General features: G+C 38.6%; 24 protein-coding genes and 1 other annotated feature. Of the genes, 21 read left to right on the top strand and 3 right to left on the bottom strand.

What is annotated here, in order from left to right; translation table 11 throughout:
- The first annotated feature begins 73 nt into the window (after positions 1-73).
- The 4 genes from ACFW35_RS13105 (at position 74) to ACFW35_RS13090 (ending at position 2643) form a co-directional block, all read left to right on the top strand.
- Positions 74-250, top strand: a complete 177-nt coding sequence (locus tag ACFW35_RS13105) for a hypothetical protein (protein WP_379846274.1) — start codon at positions 74-76, stop codon at positions 248-250.
- 62 nt (positions 251-312) lie between these two features.
- Positions 313-486 carry a hypothetical protein gene (locus ACFW35_RS13100; protein WP_379833189.1) on the top strand — a complete coding sequence of 58 codons (174 nt, stop codon included), beginning with the start codon at positions 313-315 and terminating at the stop codon, positions 484-486.
- A gap of 257 nt (positions 487-743) precedes the next feature.
- Positions 744-2087, top strand: a complete 1344-nt coding sequence (locus ACFW35_RS13095) for a S8 family serine peptidase (protein WP_379846272.1) — start codon at positions 744-746, stop codon at positions 2085-2087.
- Positions 2088-2199: 112 nt separating this feature from the next.
- Positions 2200-2643: an SRPBCC family protein gene (locus tag ACFW35_RS13090; RefSeq protein ID WP_379846271.1), complete on the top strand. Its 444-nt coding sequence runs from the start codon at positions 2200-2202 to the stop codon at positions 2641-2643.
- Positions 2644-2688: 45 nt separating this feature from the next.
- On the opposite strand, the gene ACFW35_RS13085 is transcribed toward ACFW35_RS13090, so the two are convergent.
- Positions 2689-3549 (bottom strand): LysR family transcriptional regulator, encoded by an 861-nt coding sequence (locus ACFW35_RS13085; RefSeq protein WP_379846269.1) that lies wholly within the window; start codon positions 3547-3549, stop codon positions 2689-2691.
- A gap of 123 nt (positions 3550-3672) precedes the next feature.
- Here ACFW35_RS13085 and ACFW35_RS13080 point away from each other — a divergent pair, with 123 nt between their 5' ends.
- The 3 genes from ACFW35_RS13080 (at position 3673) to pheA (ending at position 5864) form a co-directional block, all read left to right on the top strand.
- Positions 3673-4569 carry a DMT family transporter gene (locus ACFW35_RS13080; RefSeq protein ID WP_379846268.1) on the top strand — a complete coding sequence of 299 codons (897 nt, stop codon included), beginning with the start codon at positions 3673-3675 and terminating at the stop codon, positions 4567-4569.
- A gap of 91 nt (positions 4570-4660) precedes the next feature.
- Positions 4661-4804 (top strand): hypothetical protein, encoded by a 144-nt coding sequence (locus ACFW35_RS13075; protein ID WP_379846266.1) that lies wholly within the window; start codon positions 4661-4663, stop codon positions 4802-4804.
- A gap of 235 nt (positions 4805-5039) precedes the next feature.
- Entirely contained in the window at positions 5040-5864 is an 825-nt protein-coding gene (gene pheA, locus ACFW35_RS13070; protein WP_379846264.1) for a prephenate dehydratase, read from the top strand.
- Positions 5865-5907: 43 nt separating this feature from the next.
- Here the strand turns inward: pheA and ACFW35_RS13065 are convergent, their stop codons facing one another.
- Positions 5908-7650: an ABC transporter ATP-binding protein gene (locus ACFW35_RS13065; protein ID WP_379846262.1), complete on the bottom strand. Its 1743-nt coding sequence runs from the start codon at positions 7648-7650 to the stop codon at positions 5908-5910.
- A 447-nt stretch (positions 7651-8097) separates the two neighbouring features.
- Between ACFW35_RS13065 and ACFW35_RS13060 the strand changes: the two genes are divergently transcribed.
- The 4 genes from ACFW35_RS13060 (at position 8098) to ACFW35_RS13045 (ending at position 9988) form a co-directional block, all read left to right on the top strand.
- Entirely contained in the window at positions 8098-8268 is a 171-nt protein-coding gene (locus ACFW35_RS13060; protein WP_379846260.1) for a hypothetical protein, read from the top strand.
- A 294-nt stretch (positions 8269-8562) separates the two neighbouring features.
- On the top strand, positions 8563-8946 hold the full coding sequence (locus ACFW35_RS13055; protein WP_379846259.1) for a YkvA family protein: 384 nt from the start codon (positions 8563-8565) through the stop codon (positions 8944-8946).
- Between the two features lie 107 nt (positions 8947-9053).
- Positions 9054-9191: a hypothetical protein gene (locus ACFW35_RS13050; protein WP_379846257.1), complete on the top strand. Its 138-nt coding sequence runs from the start codon at positions 9054-9056 to the stop codon at positions 9189-9191.
- Positions 9192-9463: 272 nt separating this feature from the next.
- On the top strand, positions 9464-9988 hold the full coding sequence (locus tag ACFW35_RS13045; protein WP_379846256.1) for a DUF3189 family protein: 525 nt from the start codon (positions 9464-9466) through the stop codon (positions 9986-9988).
- An 89-nt stretch (positions 9989-10077) separates the two neighbouring features.
- Here ACFW35_RS13045 and ACFW35_RS13040 read toward each other — a convergent pair whose 3' ends face one another.
- Positions 10078-10404, bottom strand: coding sequence for a hypothetical protein (locus tag ACFW35_RS13040; protein ID WP_066288040.1), 327 nt, complete (start codon positions 10402-10404; stop codon positions 10078-10080).
- A gap of 164 nt (positions 10405-10568) precedes the next feature.
- Between ACFW35_RS13040 and ACFW35_RS13035 the strand changes: the two genes are divergently transcribed.
- From ACFW35_RS13035 to ACFW35_RS12990, 10 genes are all read left to right on the top strand, one after another.
- Entirely contained in the window at positions 10569-11018 is a 450-nt protein-coding gene (locus tag ACFW35_RS13035) for a GNAT family N-acetyltransferase (protein ID WP_379846254.1), read from the top strand.
- A gap of 15 nt (positions 11019-11033) precedes the next feature.
- A complete protein-coding gene (locus ACFW35_RS13030; RefSeq protein WP_379846253.1) occupies positions 11034-12053 on the top strand; it encodes a hypothetical protein in 1020 nt (339 codons plus the stop codon).
- Between the two features lie 21 nt (positions 12054-12074).
- Complete coding sequence (locus ACFW35_RS13025; protein ID WP_379846251.1) at positions 12075-12704, top strand: pyridoxamine 5'-phosphate oxidase family protein; 630 nt, start codon at positions 12075-12077, stop codon at positions 12702-12704.
- An 86-nt stretch (positions 12705-12790) separates the two neighbouring features.
- On the top strand, positions 12791-13129 hold the full coding sequence (locus ACFW35_RS13020; protein ID WP_379846250.1) for a hypothetical protein: 339 nt from the start codon (positions 12791-12793) through the stop codon (positions 13127-13129).
- A 189-nt stretch (positions 13130-13318) separates the two neighbouring features.
- Positions 13319-13528: a hypothetical protein gene (locus ACFW35_RS13015; RefSeq protein WP_379846248.1), complete on the top strand. Its 210-nt coding sequence runs from the start codon at positions 13319-13321 to the stop codon at positions 13526-13528.
- A gap of 53 nt (positions 13529-13581) precedes the next feature.
- Positions 13582-14364 carry a CPBP family intramembrane glutamic endopeptidase gene (locus ACFW35_RS13010; RefSeq protein ID WP_379846247.1) on the top strand — a complete coding sequence of 261 codons (783 nt, stop codon included), beginning with the start codon at positions 13582-13584 and terminating at the stop codon, positions 14362-14364.
- Positions 14365-14385: 21 nt separating this feature from the next.
- The gene (locus tag ACFW35_RS13005; protein ID WP_379846245.1) at positions 14386-15366 is read left to right on the top strand and encodes a GNAT family N-acetyltransferase; all 981 of its coding nucleotides are present in this window, start codon (positions 14386-14388) and stop codon (positions 15364-15366) included.
- Positions 15367-15376: 10 nt separating this feature from the next.
- Positions 15377-15541, top strand: a complete 165-nt coding sequence (locus ACFW35_RS13000) for a hypothetical protein (RefSeq protein WP_379846243.1) — start codon at positions 15377-15379, stop codon at positions 15539-15541.
- Between the two features lie 98 nt (positions 15542-15639).
- Positions 15640-15860: a binding site (T-box leader), on the top strand.
- 45 nt (positions 15861-15905) lie between these two features.
- Positions 15906-16361, top strand: coding sequence for an HIT family protein (locus ACFW35_RS12995; protein WP_379846242.1), 456 nt, complete (start codon positions 15906-15908; stop codon positions 16359-16361).
- Complete coding sequence (locus tag ACFW35_RS12990; protein ID WP_379846240.1) at positions 16354-17151, top strand: protein phosphatase 2C domain-containing protein; 798 nt, start codon at positions 16354-16356, stop codon at positions 17149-17151. Before ACFW35_RS12995 ends, ACFW35_RS12990 begins: the two co-directional genes overlap by 8 nt.
- Positions 17152-17161 lie beyond the last annotated feature (10 nt).

Raw genomic sequence — 17161 nt, 5'->3', positions numbered from 1 at the left:
TAAGATGTGTAATGTAGAAAATAACATCTAGGATTAAACACCGAATCTTTAGATAAAAGAAAGAGCGGTTAAAATGATTTTCTTCATTATTGCAGGTCTGGCACTTGTTATAGCGTCAGCAATCTATTTTGTTTGTAGGTGGCAGGAGGATTTTTATCTGGATCAAAAGCATGTGGAAAAAGATTCTTCTCTAAGACGTTTTGTTAGATTTGGAACGGTTTATGTTGCCGTATCAAAGTCAAATAAATGAGGTATAATATCCCCTTTTGTTGTAAATGAATGAAGATAAGACAACTAAAGGAGGACGTATCTATGGAAGTAAATATGAGCTCAGAAGAAGTCTTATTGGAGATTCAAGGTTTAAAGGCAAAAGGTACGAATTTGAATAAAAAACAAGTAAAGAAAACAAATCCTCAACTCATGAGAAATGCGCTTCATTATTTTCCAAGTTGGGATGAAGCCATCGAAAGAAGTATTACAGGGTAATTATATGAAAGTAAAAAAGTCGCAGAAACATGCGGCTTTTTTTATTTTTAATTTTTTCAGCGCACTCATCGATTTTATTTTAGAGGAATGGTTATTTTTACCTATTATTTTCAGTGCGTTAATTTCATCTGACTGTGCCTTTAGACTTATAGGTATAGGTAATTTAAACTGAAAATTAGTAATTATCAGAATATTAATTGTAAATAATATAAATATCACTATAATAAAAGTATTAGTTCAAAGGAGGTAGTAATTGGATGAAAAAGAAGATTTTAGCTGGTGCACTAGCTCTAACACTTGGAGCGAGTATGACCTTTAGCAGCGGTGGTAATGTGAATGCTGAAAATGGTCAGGAAAAGAAATACATAGTTATTTTTAAGGAACAAGCAAAATTACCTTCAGGATTTGGGAATGAAATCTCAAAAGCTGGTGGACAAATCGAATCAAGATTGGACAAGCTAGGTGCCGTTGAAGTTGTTTCTAGTAATCCAAACTTCCTTTCAGAGATTAAAAAGTCTAGTACTGTACTAGAAGCAGGAGTACAAAATATTGTGCAGCCAGAACAAGCCGCTATTGAAGAAGTTGCTCTAGTAAGTTCGTTTGGAGCAGAGGCTGATCTTTATAATAGTCTACAGTGGGATATCAAACAGGTTACACAAGAGGGACAGTCGTGGACACTGCCAGGCGGGACAGGCAAATCTGTTGATGGAAATGATATTGTTGTCGGGGTAATTGATACAGGTATCGACTACACTCACCCTGATTTAAAAAATAACTATGCTTACGGTAAATCTTTTGTTCCAGGATATCCTGATGCAATGGACCAAAATGGACATGGTACACACGTTGCGGGGTCTATTGCGGGTAAGGGGCGAATTCTGGGTGTTGGTCCAGATCTTAAGGTGGCTGCTTACCGTGTATTCGGTCCGACTGGCGGGGCAGAAACGTCTCATATTGCTGATGCGTTGATGACTGCTGCAGATGACAACGTTGATGTAGTAAACATGTCGCTAGGCGGCTATGACTGGTTCCAAAATCCAGATTATGCGACAAAAGATGTTGTAGCTGATGTTCGATTGTTTAATAGAGCGATTCAATATGCGATTCAAAAAGGTGTAACAGTAGTTGGATCTGCTGGTAACAACGCGGTTGATATCAGTTCGCCTGGTAAACTATCAGGTGATGACACAGGGGCAACACACCGCAGTCCAAGCAGCCAGTCTATGATCAGGGTTTCAGCTGGTGGACAACTTAAGAACTTAGCATTCTATTCTAACTATGGCGTTGGGAAAATAGATGTACTGGCTCCAGGCGGAGATTTGGGACCTAATTATGATCCTATAACAAAAACGGGAAGAGACAATACGTACCTATGTTTAAGTTCAGTACCTGGAGGATATGCCTATTATGCCGGAACATCAATGGCTGCACCAAAAACAGCGGCATTAGCTGGGGTTATCATTGCTCAGCACGGGAAAGACAAACTGAGCCCAGCACAAGTTAAGAGTATCATTCAATCTTCTACAGAAGATGTATTTAAAACAGGTTACGATGGAGAATCAGGTTTCGGATTAATTAATGCTGTAGATGCGTTAAATTAATACTAACTGAAAGAAGCGGAGGCATCCTGTTGCCCCCGCTTTTTTGTTTGGTAGAATGGAAGTATGTGATCATTTAAAAAAAAATAGTAAACAGAATAGGAGAGTTATTATTATGGATACCCAAGTAATTACAAAAATGAAGATTGTGAAGCCTGCTGCTGATGTTTTTGAAGCCATTGTAGATCCAGAGAAAATAGGAGGCTTTTGGTTTTCCTCCAGTTCTGAAACATGGGGTCAAGGCAGAACAGTTATTTTAAGATATGACGAATACAATGCAGAAGGGGCAATAAAAGTTTTAGAGATAGAGGAAAATAAGAGAATCGTTTTTTCCTGGGGAGCAGAACATGATGAAGGTTCTATAGTAACCATCACACTGACTGAATTGGATGATGAAAGTACAAAAATTGAAGTGATTGAATCAGGTTTAAAAGAAGATGACCCTGACGTTGTTCACAAAATGATGGGCCAAAAAGAAGGCTGGGTTTACACGCTGACGTGTTTAAAGGGATATTTAGAAAATGATGTAAATACTTTACGGGCATCGTTAATCCATTAAGAAATTTTAAAGAGTAACTGCTTAAGCGTTACTCTTTTTTATATTCTATCTATATCTTTCAATAATAAAGTCTATGAAATATCTGCTCGCGATCGGCAGAACCCTTTTATCCTTATAAGCCAAACTGATTGTCCGGGCAAAGGATGGGGATATTCTTTTAGTCACAATATGATAGGGACAGCGATGTAAAACAAGTCTTGGCAGGATCGAGATTCCAAGACCCTGTTCGATCATGGACATGATCGTATAATCATCATGTACCCGGTATTGGATGTTAGGTTCGAAATTGTTTTGTTGAAAAATCGTTAACGGCTCACTAATTTCACCTTCATCTAAGAGGATATAAGGCTCGTTCAACAACTCTTTTAATGAGACTTCATGCTGCTCTGCCAAACGATGATCTTTTGGCAATACTGCTAGCATTTCGTCGTCTTGCAAGGGAATCATATTCAGGTTTGTTACAGCTTTTGGGTTCACAAAGCCAAGATCAACGCTGCCTTCTTTAATCCAATTGGAGATCTCTGTGTAATCACCTTGATGCAGTTCGAAATGAACAGCAGGGTACTGCACTTTAAAATCTTTCATCAACCCTGGCAGCCAGTGACAGGAAACACTTGAAAATACGCCGATTCGGATAAGTCCGCTCTCCAGCCCTTCCATCTCTTTCTTCTTTTCTTTTAGTTCCCTGTGCGAATTGCAGATTTTCTTGATGTATGGCAAAAATTCCTCACCGTCAGGAGTAAGTGTAATACCCGTTCGAGATCGTAAAATGAGAATCGTAGAAAGTTCTTCTTCCAATGAGTGCACCATCTGGCTGATAGCTGATTGGGTGTAGCCAAGTTCTTCTGCGGCTTTCGTGAAACTGCCTGTTTCGATCGCTTTTATAAAGGCGTAATATGCATTCATCCCATTTTCTCCTTTGCATTAGAATTCCTAATAGTTCTATTATAAATATTCGTTTTATTAATGCAAAGGGAGGTGATACGATAAATCCAATTAAAAAATACGATGAGAAGTAGGGGCTGCTGCATGACACCTAAAAAAGCGAACTGGATTTTAGTTTCTGTTTCTATGGGATGGGGAATGTCTTATATTTTTATGAAACTAGTAATAGATACAATCCCTGCCTTAACCATTGTGGCATTACGATTCGGGATCGCTTTTATCATGATGGTGCTGATCTTCCGAAAAAAAGTATTTCAAACAGATGCTAGAACGTTGAAATACAGTTCAGTTCTTGGTTTTTTGCTATGGGGGATCTTCATTACGCTTATGTATGGTATAAAACATACGACGGCTTCATCGGCTGGCTTTTTGATTAGTTCAACGGTGATTTTAGTGCCAATTCTTCAGGCGTTCATTACACGAAAGCTGCCAAGCATAAAAATCACTCTGGGAGTTGTATTTGTTACTATCGGCTTAGCTCTACTGACCATCGGAGAAGATTTTACGTTAGCGTTTGGCTCGGTGCTTTGTTTAATCGCTGCATTTTTGTATGCAGTACACATCATAGTAACAAATCACTTTGCACGAGAAGTAGATACTTTGCAGCTGGGAATCTATCAGCTTGGATTTGCAGCTTTGTTTGCGGCTGTCGGAACGTTTATTTTAGAAGTGCCTGTTTTGCCACAGACGATGATTCATTGGATCGCCATACTTGGGCTGACGTTCATTTGTTCAGCATATGGATTTGTTATGCAGTCCATCGCTCAAAAATATACAACGCCAGAGAGCACCGGTTTTCTCTTTTCACTCGAACCGATCTTTGCCGCCATTTTTGCATTCATCTTTCTTCAGGAAAACATGGGGCTGCGAGGATATACGGGTGCATTAATCATTTTATTAGGAGTATTTACGGCTACCGTTACATTTAGAAAACGTGCTGAGTTAAGAATGATGAAAGTAAAGAGCAGCATAATGAAATAACTGGAGTTGTGAAAAAAAGAATATTACATTTCCAATAAATGTTATTATTAGTGTTTAAGCAAGCTTTGTATTTACAAGGGAGGAAAATTTTATGGAATCAGCAGGAACTTGGCTACCATTAATGGGACTTTTTACTTTTATTTTACCAATCGGCATAACAATATTTGTTCTTGTTATGTTATATCAAATGAATCAATCTTTAAAAAGAATTGCAGAGAGCTTAGAGAAGAAATAGTCCTTTGTGTGACATTGTTATTTCTGTTAATGACATTTAAAATTTAAAAAGCACTGCTCACCTTAGCTGAAGCTCTATATCAAATAGGAAATTTTGATAAGTTCACTTGAAAGGTGTAAGCGGTGCTTTTCGTTTGATTAATAAAATTAACAGCAATTTTTATTAATATTAGTTGGTGTATTTAATCAATACATGTATACTGAAACGAAAAGAAAAAGGCAGGCGTGTTCTAAACATGAAAGTAGCATACTTAGGTCCTCAAGGAAGTTTCTCAGAAGAAACTGCCTTTCGTTATTTTACAAGTAATGATATTGAGTGGTATAAGAGTGATTCTATTGTTGATGTATTGGAAGCAGTAGGGGAAGGCAAGGCCGATAAAGGGATTGTTCCGATAGAAAATTCTATCGAGGGAACGATCAATATAACAGCAGATGGTCTATTAACTTACGATTTGTTCGTCGAAGCAGAATTGATTTTCCCAGTTTCTCTGCATCTTCTCACTTTAAAAGGAGCATCGTTAGAAGATGTGCGTGAAGTTTGGTCCATTGTTCCAGCGCTTGCTCAGTGCAGAGATTTTATCAGAGAATCTAAAGTGAAAAGCAGGCAGTTTGACAGCACGTCTGCAGCTGCTCAATCGGTTAAGAACCAAGAAAGAAAAGATGTCGCGGCGATTGCTTCCAAGTATGCGGCTGAAGTGTTTGATCTGCAGGTTACGAAAAGCGGAATTCAAGATTGCAGCAATAACCATACGCGTTTTGTCGTAATCAGCAAGGATCCTGTAAAACAAACGGAAAATCGAACGAAAACAATGATGTTGATCTCACCGACGGAAGATTATTCAGGAGTACTGTCATCAATCCTGAACGTATTTACTGCTCTTTCAATTAATCTGTCCTGGATTGAGTCTCGTCCAACGAAAAAACAATTAGGGACTTATCACTTTTTTATTGAAACACAAAACGGCATACATGAAGAAAAGATGACAAAAGCGATTGCGATCTTAGAAGCTTATGGACATGATGTTCGAATTTTGGGCAGTTACAATACAACGAAATTATAAATGAAAATCGGCCACTCTTATGTTAAAGAGTGCGCCGATTTTTTTACGCTTGTAACTCAAATTGTTTGGAATACAGGTGAGCATAAACTCCACCGCGTTTGAGCAGCATGTCATGAGTGCCCTGCTCGGCAATTCCATTTTCCGTCAGCACGATAATCCGTTCAGCATTTCGGATAGTGGAAAGGCGATGGGCGATGACAATGGTTGTTCGTCCTTTAGCTAATGATTCTAGAGATTCTTTAATGATGCTTTCACTTTCGTTATCAAGGGCACTCGTTGCCTCATCTAAAATAAGAACGGGTGGATTTTTTAAGAAAACCCGTGCGATGCTTAACCGCTGCTTTTGACCGCCAGAGAGTTTAACCCCTCGCTGTCCGATCTCAGAATGGTAGCCGTTTGGCAAACTCATGATAAAGTCATGGGCATTTGCATGTTTGGCAGCTGCAATAACTTCTTCATCAGTCGCCTCTGGATTTCCATAGCGAATATTTTCCATAACGGTTCCTGCAAACAGGTAAACATCTTGCTGTACGATCCCGATAGTTTTTCTTAATGAATGCAATTCGATATCACGCACGTCTACCCCGTCAAGAAAGACATTTCCACATGTCACATCATAAAAGCGGGGAATGAGTGAGCACAAAGTCGTTTTTCCTGCACCAGATGGACCCACCAAGGCTACGTATTCGCCTGGCTTCACATGCAGTGACAGCCCCTTTAGGACATATTCTGTATGGTCTTCATAACGGAAAGATACTGAATTAAACTCAACTTCCCCATGAACGTCAGACAGAGCGACAGCATCCGTGTTGTTTTCAATGTCCGGCTTCAAATTCATAATTTCTATAAACCGCTGAAAACCTGTGATTCCTTCTTGAAACTGTGTCGTCATATGGGTCAGTTTTTGAATGGGCTCGATCATAAAGTTGATATACAGCAAGAATGTGATTAAGTCTGCTAAATCTAACTTCTGGCTAACAATACTGGCACTTCCAAAGACGATTACCGCGATTGTAATAAGCTGAATAAATGTTTCTACTCCGTTGTAAAAGTACGCTTCACCTTTATACGTATTCCTTCGGCTATCAAGAAAACGATTGTTTTCCCGGCTGAACTTTTCGATTTCGAGGTGTTCGTTAGCAAATGATTGTACGGCACGGATTCCCGAGAGACTATCTTCTACCTGTGCATTTACGTCGGCGATCCGCTCTTTATTTTCTTTAAATGATCTGTTCAGCTTCTTATTAAAGTACAGTGCAAAGGCCCCTAAGAAAGGCAAAAAACAGAATACGGCAATCGTTAATGGTGCGTTAATAAAGAACAATATAACAAACGCTCCAATAAAACGGGTCAAGTACTTTACATAATCTTCTGGTCCGTGATGATATAGCTCGGCAAGCATAAGCAGGTCTGTCGTTACCCGCGACATAAGCTGGCCTGTCTTTTCTTTATCGTAAAAGCTAAAGGAAAGCTTTTGCATGTGCGCGAATAGTTCGCTGCGCAGATCTCTTTCCATAAGAGCTCCGACTTCGTGACCTTTATAGTCCAGAAAGTAGTTTGCTATGTTCTGAATCACTGCTAAAACAAGCATCAGCCCGCCAATCCAATACACTTCACTTAAAGCCTCAGACATATTACCCTCGAGTACATCTTTCGTAATGTAGCGAACGAGCAGCGGAAAAACAAGAGTCACAGAAGATACAAGTAAGGCACATAACAATACGCATAGAAATATCTTTAAATACGGTTTGTAATAGGAAAAAAATTTTTTAACTGGAAAATGCATGATTTACCCCTTTGTGTGTTATTTAAATAAACACATATAAGGGAGTACACCGTTTAAGAGAATCAAAAAGATAAGCGGCGAATTTCTTCGTTAACCGGTTTCACCCTTATATGTTTGCACAGTTTGATTCATCATTTTTCTCATGTTAATAGCCTCCTTATTTGTTGATACTTACATTGTAGGTCATTTTATAAGAGAAATACCATTATTTTTTGCAATAATCTGAATAATTCATTTCCGCAACGTTTTCGCAGTTTAAATTGAGGGTTCAAGAATTAAATTATAAGAATATCCACAGTGAAACCAATGTGTTTGAGCGAATATCGGAAGTTTGAGTGTAACGCAGCTTTTTTGAGCGTAGATCTGCAATTCTGAGCGATACTCGGGGATTATGAGCGTAGCCCGGTATTATTGAGCGAACGTGTAACAAATAAATGAACACGTACCGTGAAATCTATTTTTCAGGAAGTTTATCAAGTTTGGCTGATCGAAGGAGATAAAAAGTACAGGTCAGGCACGTTTATACCTGATGAAAAAGGAAAAGGCGCAGTCGTGTTTCCATTTAATTTCCCAGGTGAACACAGAGCAAAAAATTTATCTAAATTAGGTATCTTATAATTATGTGGAGGCTTTTGACCGGTTTCTTGTAAGATCACATCTCCGTCCCTGATGCTATCTTCTAATACAAACTTTTTCTCCTCTTTAGAATTATCCTGGCACCCTGTTAACCAAAAAACTGATAATATAAAAATAGACTAAGTCTCTTCAAATCATGTTCCCCCTTTTGAATTACTACGATTGAAATAGAAAAAAGTTCCATTTCATAGCCGCATCGTATTAAAGAGAATGATTGTTGGTGAAATCAGAAAAAATGGTCAAAGCACCATACCACGATCTAGAATGGAGATAAAAATGCTTAACAAAATTAAAGCCTGGGCTCGAAATTTAAAAAAATACGTATTTGTACTGTACTTCGCTTATAAGGATCCAAGAGTACCTTGGCACGCAAAGGTATTTACAGCATGTGTTGTAGCATATGCATTCAGTCCGATTGATTTAATTCCTGACTTTATCCCTGTGTTGGGTTATCTTGATGACATTATTCTTGTTCCATTAGGTATCAAACTTGCTTTAAAGATGATACCTAACGCGGTAATCAAGGATTGTGAAGATAAAGCAGAGGAATTGATGGTAAAGGGTAAACCGAAGAATTGGCTAGTCGGTACTTTAATCATTATCTTTTGGGGAATTATTTTAATCTGGGGCAGTATAGCTATATTTCAATACATTAGATAACGAAAGCGGTTCTCCATCTGGGAACGCTTTTTTTCGATAAAGCAGGGATATTAATTAAAACAAGAGAAAAGAGTTTAAATCGAATTACATACTTGGGGGAATTAGTTATGATGAAAGTTTATGGGAGGTACTTGTTATACATACTTGATCACAAGCTTAATGTATTCATAGAATGCTGGAAAGAAGGGTTGTATGTTCAAGGGATTATTCATGATCTAGGAAGTAAGGTCTATTACAATAAATAATTGTTTTTATTGCTTTGTGATCGGTATAGGGTTTATGTGGTTAAACTTTTTATTTGAAAGTTTCGGTACATATTTTGATGCTTTGGTGATCCTCAATCATTTTCTATTTTTCTTCGGTTATTCATTATCCATTGTGTTTGGATTTTTGACGTTAATTCTGATACTTAAAAACAGGAATTATGATAAGTCATAAACACTTAAGAATCAAGTAAGTATATAAACCTGCCAAAAGGCGATAATTATGGAAGAATTATTCCAAGGAGATGTCGCGGATGATTTTTATCTATAATGATTATGGCGGTACACATACTACAGCATTAGCAGCTGCTTATCATCTGAAGAAACTGCCGGCTCATACTGAGCTTACGAGAGAACAGATATTAAATGTAGAATACTTTAACAAACTAAAAACGTCTGATATAGGGAGAATGATCTTTCACGGGCTGGATGAGGAAGGACATTCCGTTTATACCGTCGGACGAGGGAACTCTAAAATATTTGTTCCAGGGTTAAAGGAAATGTTTGAAATTCTGCAAAAGAAAAATGGAACGGAAGAAAAATTGATTTTTTCAAACACATCACCGACAGTTCCTTTATCGATGACGTTTGGAGGGTTGTTCTCCAGAAGACTTGGTATTGATTTTATTGGAGTACCGCTGCTTGTCAAGGGTGCTAAACAAGCTTCTGCTCAAATCGCTTATCTTGTTGAACATACGAAGGAGATGGCGAATAGCTCAACAGAGCAGGTACTAATATTAGACAACAAAGAAGAGTTTTTAGTCACAAGTGCCAATTGATCCAAATAACATACAGGAACACTTTTTTTAAGGGGGACTATTAAATAACCCTCCTTTTTGCATGAAAAAAAGCTTGGAGTGTTTCCAAGCTATCTTTGTTCGTTTGTATCCTTCACACTGGCAATCTCGATCTTTTCGACAAACATGTTGAATACGCTGCGTTTTTGCTCAAGCTTCTTCAGCTGTTCTTTCAGCTCATTGTATTTTTCTTCAAACGGCTGTTGGTAAGTCTTCTTGATGTTTTTGATCATTTCCTCGTTGATGGTGGATTGAATGACTTGTTTCGTGATCCCGAATTTATAAGAATAAAGCTGAAGTTCAGTCTTCACATTCTCGTACTCTTCATCGATTTCTTTCTTCTGTTTTTCAATCTCTTCTTTCCATTCAAGCAGAGCATCTTTTACATACGGCTCCATCTTTTGCCTCCTTAAAGCAGTTCATTCGTAAGTCTAACTTTTTATGTACTCAATACACTATTTATAATGAGAAGCTCTTTTATGGGGGTATTTTCATACATTGACTAAATTTTTCCATAACCATATGATTGAGATAAGTACACTTAGAGAGGGTTAATTTCAATATGAAACTAGAAACAGAAAGACTTACGATCGTTCCTGTTGATCACCAGTTTGTTGAGAAGCTTTCGCCGGAAGATTACGAGATTCATGGCTTTATCAAAAGTTATCTTGAGAAGTTGCAAGAGGATGAAAGTCTGCTTGGCTGGGGTGTTTGGTTTGTGATTGAAAAAGAGACTGGCAGGATTGTTGGAGATATCGGATTCAAAGGAAAACCGGTGGAACACACAGTTGAAATTGGTTATGGCATCATTCCTTCAGCACAGGGTAAAGGCTATGCGACAGAAGCGGTTAATGAAATCATAGAGTGGGCGTTGTCTACGAATCTCGCACGTCATGTTGTCGCTGAATGTTTAGATGACAACATCGCTTCTGTAAAAGTTTTAGAAAAATTAGGATTTGAAAGAACGGGTACAGATGGAAATATGCAGAAGTGGAAGTTGAGAGATCGATAGAGAGGGGTTCAGCACTTGCAAGAAAACTTCTTCCAGCGAAAAATGATGGCTTCGATCGTAACAACGATCACTTTGGCGATGGTTCTAGCAAGCATGTCTTTAAAGGATAATGCTGGCAGTACGTCTGATTATGGAGAAGCTTTTTTAGCAGCCGCAATGCTTTATGGTACGTATGGAGGAGTCATCATACTCGTTTATGGATCTTTAGTGTCGGGAGTAATTGAGTTTGTTATGAACAGATGGTTCAAAATCAACACTCCTATATACATTTTATTTCACGGTGTTTTTGGTCTTATCATGCTTGAAGTTCCAATTCTTGCTGTGTTCGGTGTTGCATCAGCAATTCTTTATGCACTCATTGACAGGTGGATCCTTTTTCGTATAAACAAAGATAAACCAACCTTCATACTCATACTCACTCCGTTTGCTCTTTTTACGATGACTTGGTCTATCCTCAGTTTCATAACTCCAGATCGGCCTCATTTTACAGCAGAGGATGCTGTTGAGTTTGTGACGTCAGGAAAAGGGACGATTATTGATAAGTTTCCGAAAGCTGAAGGTGTTATTACGGTTGGGAACGCTACTAGAGAAACGAGTGTTAAAGAGATCGGGGATGAAGTGTACATCGTAACTTTTACTGAGACGTGGAAGACGAGGATGCAGGGGGGCCGTGGTCGATCTCCTATAAAGTGGAACGAGGATCTTCAACGCTTTATGATCAAAGTCATAATGGATTATAATTTGAAGGAGGTACTCACTTTGCTCGGCATTGGATGGGTTTATCCGGTTATAGTAATAGGCATAATTATCATCGTTTCTTTTATAAAGTTGTATTTAAATCTGAACTGGAAGCTTTACTATACAGCATTTGGACAGGAAAATTACTTTAAAGTCGTCTCACAATTACAGTCGGATGGTATCAAATATAAAGTTAAGGTTCCACTCCAATTTGATCGTGAGCGATCTTTTAACGACAATACGCAGTATGATATTTATGTAAAAAAGGATGAAGTACATCGAGCTTCAATAAGATAAACGGATGGTGACCTTTTTACAATGACTAATTTTAAAGAGTGTATTACAAGTCAGGAAGAATTGAGAAATTTATTAGGAAATCCAAGTTTGAGAGGTCAAAATAAAGTGATTTCTACTATTGATCAGCATTGCAGAGTGTTTATAGGGAAGTCGCCTTTTCTAGTCCTCGCTACGTCAGATGCTGACGGAAATTGCGACAGCTCGCCTCGTGGTGACGCGCCAGGTTTCGTTTATGTGTTGGATGATAAGCACCTCATTATTCCCGATCGTCCGGGGAACAAGCGTGTCGACTCGATGTTCAACATACTTGCAAATCCTAGAGTGGGGCTTCTCTTTCTCATACCTGGCATGAGTGAAACGCTCAGGATTAATGGAGAAGCGGCAATTATTCGCGATGAAGATATTTTGGGGAAAATGGCGGTTAACGGGAAAACGCCGTTGTTAGGAATTGCTGTGAAAGTCGAGCAATGTTTCATGCATTGCGGCAAAGCCTTCAAACGTTCCGGGCTTTGGGAGCCAGATAGGTGGCCGGCTAAAGAGAACTTGCCGAATGCCGCAAAGATATTAGCTGATCACGTGAATCTTCCGGAAATGACAGAAGATGTAGTTGCAGAAGCCCTATTAGATGGTTATAAAAATAAGCTTTACTAGGGGTCTTATTCCACAGAACGGGAGATTGTAACAAGTTGTCTCCTTGTGAATATGATGTATTGAATATTATTTTAGGAGGCTTTCTTTTGCACTACGGCAAACACAACGCTGGGTATCATATGCCCAACGAGAATTACCACATGAAGAAGGATGGACATCATGATTGGATGAACATCTGCAAGCAAAGATTAGGACAATATTGCGAGGTGGAAATGGCAAACGGCAAGGTCTATCAAGGCAAAATCCACAGCTATGACAACGAAAACATGTATATGGTGATGCAAACGCAAGACCGTTCAGAGCGTGTATTTGGATTTGGTTCAGGATTTGGTTTTCCGTTCTTTGCAGGTCCTTTCTTTCCTGGTTTCGGACTTTTCGGATTCCCGTTTTTTGGAATCCGTAGATTTAGACGTTTTTGGTGGTAATCTATATTAAATATCAGCAATGATTCCATTTTAGGAATTATTGCTTTTTTATTTCCTCGTAAATGTAAAATTATGTTATATACTTAAAGGGGAGAAGAATTGAATATGTATTGGGTGACGATGCCGGTTTGGGTTACAATTGTTCATTTTTAATTTAATGCTTCTATAATAGGGACTGCTATTTATTGTTTGATTCGTTTTCCGAAGAAAAACCTATCAATCTTAACTTTAGTCGTTTTAATTATTGTACAGATGGTTGGTTTACTAAACAGTATTGGAAGAGAAAAGGGTGTAAATGAATGGGATCACTTGATGAACCAGCTGGTGCAAGGTGAATTGTTGTCTCTTTTTGTCGTTATCGGATACTTCTATTTGTGTGTGGCTGGTGTTATTTTTTAGTAATCAGAAATTCCTAATTAAAAAATGAACTTTTGTTAAAAGGCGGTTGGTTCATGAAAAAGTTCCTGATCGGAATTTTAATTTTTATCGTATTAAATCTATACTTTAATTTCACTACACATTTCATTTCAAATACAGTTATTGTGTTTATTAGTATTCTGCTATTCTTTCCATTAGCATATTATCTTGTTAGATTTGTAGGTATTTCAGGCCTGCGCGGTCTAGGTTTGTTTTATAGCAAAAGAGGTTTTCGCTTTTTTTGCATCAGTTTTTTGATCGGTTTTGGAACTTGGACTCTAATGTATCTCTTGTATTCGTATTTAGGTAAATTTCAAATCATGGGCATGAAAACGGGAATCGAAGCGTTGTGGATTGTTCTCCAAGTACTGGTGGGCTTTTTTCTCGGCTCATTAATCAATGATTTGATTACTAGAAGCTATGTTATTCAATTCCTTCAGGGCAAGATGCAACCTGTGGTAATTGGATTTATCAGTATTGTCATCTATGCTCTGGATGATTTCTGGAATGGCGACCTCACCTTAATGAATTTTGTATTTTCCTTAATCCTTGGCTGTACGTTCACGTTGGCTTTTTTAAAGACAGGGTCTCTTTGGGCAAATACAGGTCTTCATTTCGGCCTGAATGTTGCATTCGGTTTATTTTATGGACTCAATGGTACATACGGATCTGGATTGATTACTACGGTAGAAGGGGAGATTCATTGGGCCGTAAACGGTTTGATAGTGTTAGGTGCTGCTTGTGTGTTATTTGTAATCGTTTATTTTGTCTATCAAAAACCAAAAGCTGAGAGAAAACAGGAAGTTCATGTTGTATGAAATAAATATGGAGGTGGAACGATGAAAGGGTTTGATGTGATTAAAGCATCTGTTAAGGATAGCGAGGACATTCTGAGCCTTTTAAAGGAAGTCGCGTATTGGCTAAAGGACAATGAGATCAACCAATGGGGCTATTTATTACAGGGCGGAGACGATTCTGAGATTCTGCAGGCTATTGAGAACCAAGATACTTTTATCGTTTTAAAAGACGATGTTATGGTTGGAACGTTTACACTTTCAACGACACAAAGTGAATGGGATCAGCATATTTTTGGAGTTGATGGTACGAATGATTCATTATATATACATAGATTAGCAGTTTTTCCGAGATACATGGGTAAGGGAATCGGGAAAAGTATATTGGAATGGATCGAAGAAAACCATCAAAGCAAAAAGACTTATTTGAAGCTGGATTGTGTTGCGGATAACGAAAGGCTGAACAAGTTTTACCGTGAAAATGGTTTTACTTATATGGGGGAGACGGATAGCCATAGCAAGTATCAGAAAATCTTGAATAAGGCTATAAACCAATCGTTTCGTACATGTTTAGAGAGTTTCATTAATTCATGGAAAAAGTCATCACTCGATGATCTTAAAAAATGGATTTCGGTTGATTACCAAGCAAGAGAAGTTAGGGACGGAGAAATTGTTGATTTTGGATATGAAGAATCAATTGACGGATGGGAGCATGCTTTTAACCAGTTTCTAGGAAATGATGTACAGTGGGTGCTTACTGAGGTTGGGGTCATTTCGTTAAAAGATAATGAGGTAATGGCCATTCTGAGAGCTTCCCTCATAATGGAAGGCAAGCCTTCGGAAACATCAAATCTTTTCTTTGAAACATTCAGGATGGAGAACGGCGAGTGGCAGTTAGTAAGAAGCTATATTGAAGCGGGATTGCCGTTCGCAACTAGGAAACGAAATTTAATTGATCAAGAAGGCATCTCAAATAGCTTTCGCAATATAATGGCAAATAGAAAAGAGGATAGAACGACTATTTAGGGGGATGAGCATGGAGACATTTGGAAGAGGTTGTTTGTATATTATTATCGGAATGACTGTCTTACTGTTTTTGGCTTTTATAACAAGCAGTCATATCAATATTCCGTTCTTTATCGCCATTCCATTGATTATTTTTGCATTTTGGGCAGCCAGCAAGAAATCCAGTAAGAAGTAAAAAAGTTAAGAAAGCAACAATCGATAACGAAAACAGCAAAAAAAGATTCTTGACAGAATTTTCAAATACTCTTATGATTAGTAAAAGTTTTCCATAGAATAAACGCTTTGATTAGGAGTAGTAAGGATTTTCTGTTGTGTAGAGAGCTGCTGATTTGGTGAAAGGCAGCCGATAGATTTCCCGAACTCGCCTAGGAGCGGTCAGGTTGATATGTAGATCTGAACGGTTAACTCCCGTGAAGGAGTCTTGAGAAGGTTTGTATTTTTACAGCAAACCAAGAAGAGTGGTACCACGTTAGGAACAGCCTATCGTCTCTTTATAGAGACGATGGGCTTTTTATATTTATATAGGGGAGAGAGTGCAGATGAGTGAGAGCTGTTTTATTTGCAACAAACATAAAGGGGATATTCAAACTTCAGGCGTCAAGATCTATGAAGATGAGTATGTTTATGTAGGGCACATCGATAAGGGAGGCAAACCTTCTTATCTTGGTCATATAATGATTGATTTGAAGCGGCACGCTCCGTCTCTAGGTGATATGACGATGGATGAGGCAAAAGCATTTGGTGTTATTATGGCCAGAGTGAGTAAAGCAATAAAGGAGACAGAAAAGGCGGAGCACATCTATGCAGCTGTTTCTGGTAATTCCGTTCCGCATCTTCATATGCATATCATCCCGCGTTATCCAAATACACCTGAAGAATACTGGGGTCCATGGGAAGTTTACGACTGGCCGGAAGCTCCATTCGGCAAAAACGCTGAGATCATACTGGTGTGTGAACGGATAAAGAGTTATTTGGAGGAGAACCCCTATGAGTGAATTGAGCTGGGTAGGAAGTGACAAAAATTTCGTTGATGAATTAGATGTAAGCTTGGTTGAAAATGTGGCAGTAGGAAGATTCGGCGGAAACTCTTCTGCCGGTCAATACAAAAACGAAGACGGTTGTTTGGTTTGGGTAAATGGAATGGGGGATTGGGAGTTCACCATGATCCTTGATGGCCACAAGACCGCTGCTAGTGTGGCGCTGGTAATTAATCATTTTAACAAAAGGAAGGATGAGATTCAGAAGGTGCTGATGCTGCCGGCGGGTAAGGCGTTAAAAAAAATGGACTCCTTCATTTTAGATATTTTTCAGGCGCAGGATTTTATGGAAGCTTGTCGTAAAACTACGGGAGAAACCGCTTGTATGATTGTTATCCGGAAAGAAAAATACTTGTGGTGGTTTTCAGTAGGAGATTGTATCCTGCACGTGTTTCATCCTGAATTAATAGCGCTTGGTGAGAGGCAGCTGAACCAGAGAAGTTTTTACGAATGGGTGGGTGAGGTAAACACGTTTGAGATGCCAGTACCTTGCTACAGCACCGGCAAGAAAGAGTTAAGACAAGGTGAAAGCCTGATTTTTATGACAACTGATGGATTAACCGAATGTCCTGGTGTAACATTTGCAGATCCTGAAGCGGTAGAAGGTATTTTTAATGGTGTAAGTGTTTCAGAAGGTGTTTGGGAATTATTAGAAGAAGTTAGAATGAAAGGTGTGAGGGACAGTACAACGATTATCTCTTGGTTTGTTCAAATCGGGGAAACAGCCACTATGCCAAGTGATCTTTGATGTCGGTAAA

This window comes from Fictibacillus sp. NPDC058756 (genome assembly GCF_042746035.1).
Taxonomy (GTDB): Bacteria; Bacillota; Bacilli; order Bacillales; family Fictibacillaceae; genus Fictibacillus.
Note: the sequence above shows the minus strand (reverse complement) of the source record. Positions and strands in the feature narration are given on the sequence as shown.

Bases quoted from the DNA above. Each gene is read 5' to 3' on its own strand.
- ACFW35_RS13040 (WP_066288040.1), bottom strand. From the start codon at position 10,404: ATGGAGCCGTATGTAAAAGATGCTCTGCTTGAATGGAAAGAAGAGATT.
- ACFW35_RS13065 (WP_379846262.1), bottom strand. From the start codon at position 7,650: ATGCATTTTCCAGTTAAAAAATTTTTTTCCTATTACAAACCGTATTTA.
- ACFW35_RS13105 (WP_379846274.1), top strand. From the start codon at position 74: ATGATTTTCTTCATTATTGCAGGTCTGGCACTTGTTATAGCGTCAGCA.
- ACFW35_RS13045 (WP_379846256.1), top strand. From the start codon at position 9,464: ATGATTTTTATCTATAATGATTATGGCGGTACACATACTACAGCATTA.
- ACFW35_RS13005 (WP_379846245.1), top strand. From the start codon at position 14,386: ATGAAAGGGTTTGATGTGATTAAAGCATCTGTTAAGGATAGCGAGGAC.
- ACFW35_RS13025 (WP_379846251.1), top strand. From the start codon at position 12,075: ATGACTAATTTTAAAGAGTGTATTACAAGTCAGGAAGAATTGAGAAAT.
- ACFW35_RS12995 (WP_379846242.1), top strand. From the start codon at position 15,906: ATGAGTGAGAGCTGTTTTATTTGCAACAAACATAAAGGGGATATTCAA.
- ACFW35_RS13090 (WP_379846271.1), top strand. From the start codon at position 2,200: ATGGATACCCAAGTAATTACAAAAATGAAGATTGTGAAGCCTGCTGCT.
- ACFW35_RS13080 (WP_379846268.1), top strand. From the start codon at position 3,673: ATGACACCTAAAAAAGCGAACTGGATTTTAGTTTCTGTTTCTATGGGA.
- pheA (WP_379846264.1), top strand. From the start codon at position 5,040: ATGAAAGTAGCATACTTAGGTCCTCAAGGAAGTTTCTCAGAAGAAACT.
- ACFW35_RS13095 (WP_379846272.1), top strand. From the start codon at position 744: ATGAAAAAGAAGATTTTAGCTGGTGCACTAGCTCTAACACTTGGAGCG.
- ACFW35_RS13010 (WP_379846247.1), top strand. From the start codon at position 13,582: ATGAAAAAGTTCCTGATCGGAATTTTAATTTTTATCGTATTAAATCTA.
- ACFW35_RS13085 (WP_379846269.1), bottom strand. From the start codon at position 3,549: ATGAATGCATATTACGCCTTTATAAAAGCGATCGAAACAGGCAGTTTC.
- ACFW35_RS13000 (WP_379846243.1), top strand. From the start codon at position 15,377: ATGGAGACATTTGGAAGAGGTTGTTTGTATATTATTATCGGAATGACT.
- ACFW35_RS13075 (WP_379846266.1), top strand. From the start codon at position 4,661: ATGGAATCAGCAGGAACTTGGCTACCATTAATGGGACTTTTTACTTTT.
- ACFW35_RS13100 (WP_379833189.1), top strand. From the start codon at position 313: ATGGAAGTAAATATGAGCTCAGAAGAAGTCTTATTGGAGATTCAAGGT.
- ACFW35_RS13055 (WP_379846259.1), top strand. From the start codon at position 8,563: ATGCTTAACAAAATTAAAGCCTGGGCTCGAAATTTAAAAAAATACGTA.
- ACFW35_RS13050 (WP_379846257.1), top strand. From the start codon at position 9,054: ATGATGAAAGTTTATGGGAGGTACTTGTTATACATACTTGATCACAAG.
- ACFW35_RS13035 (WP_379846254.1), top strand. From the start codon at position 10,569: ATGAAACTAGAAACAGAAAGACTTACGATCGTTCCTGTTGATCACCAG.
- ACFW35_RS12990 (WP_379846240.1), top strand. From the start codon at position 16,354: ATGAGTGAATTGAGCTGGGTAGGAAGTGACAAAAATTTCGTTGATGAA.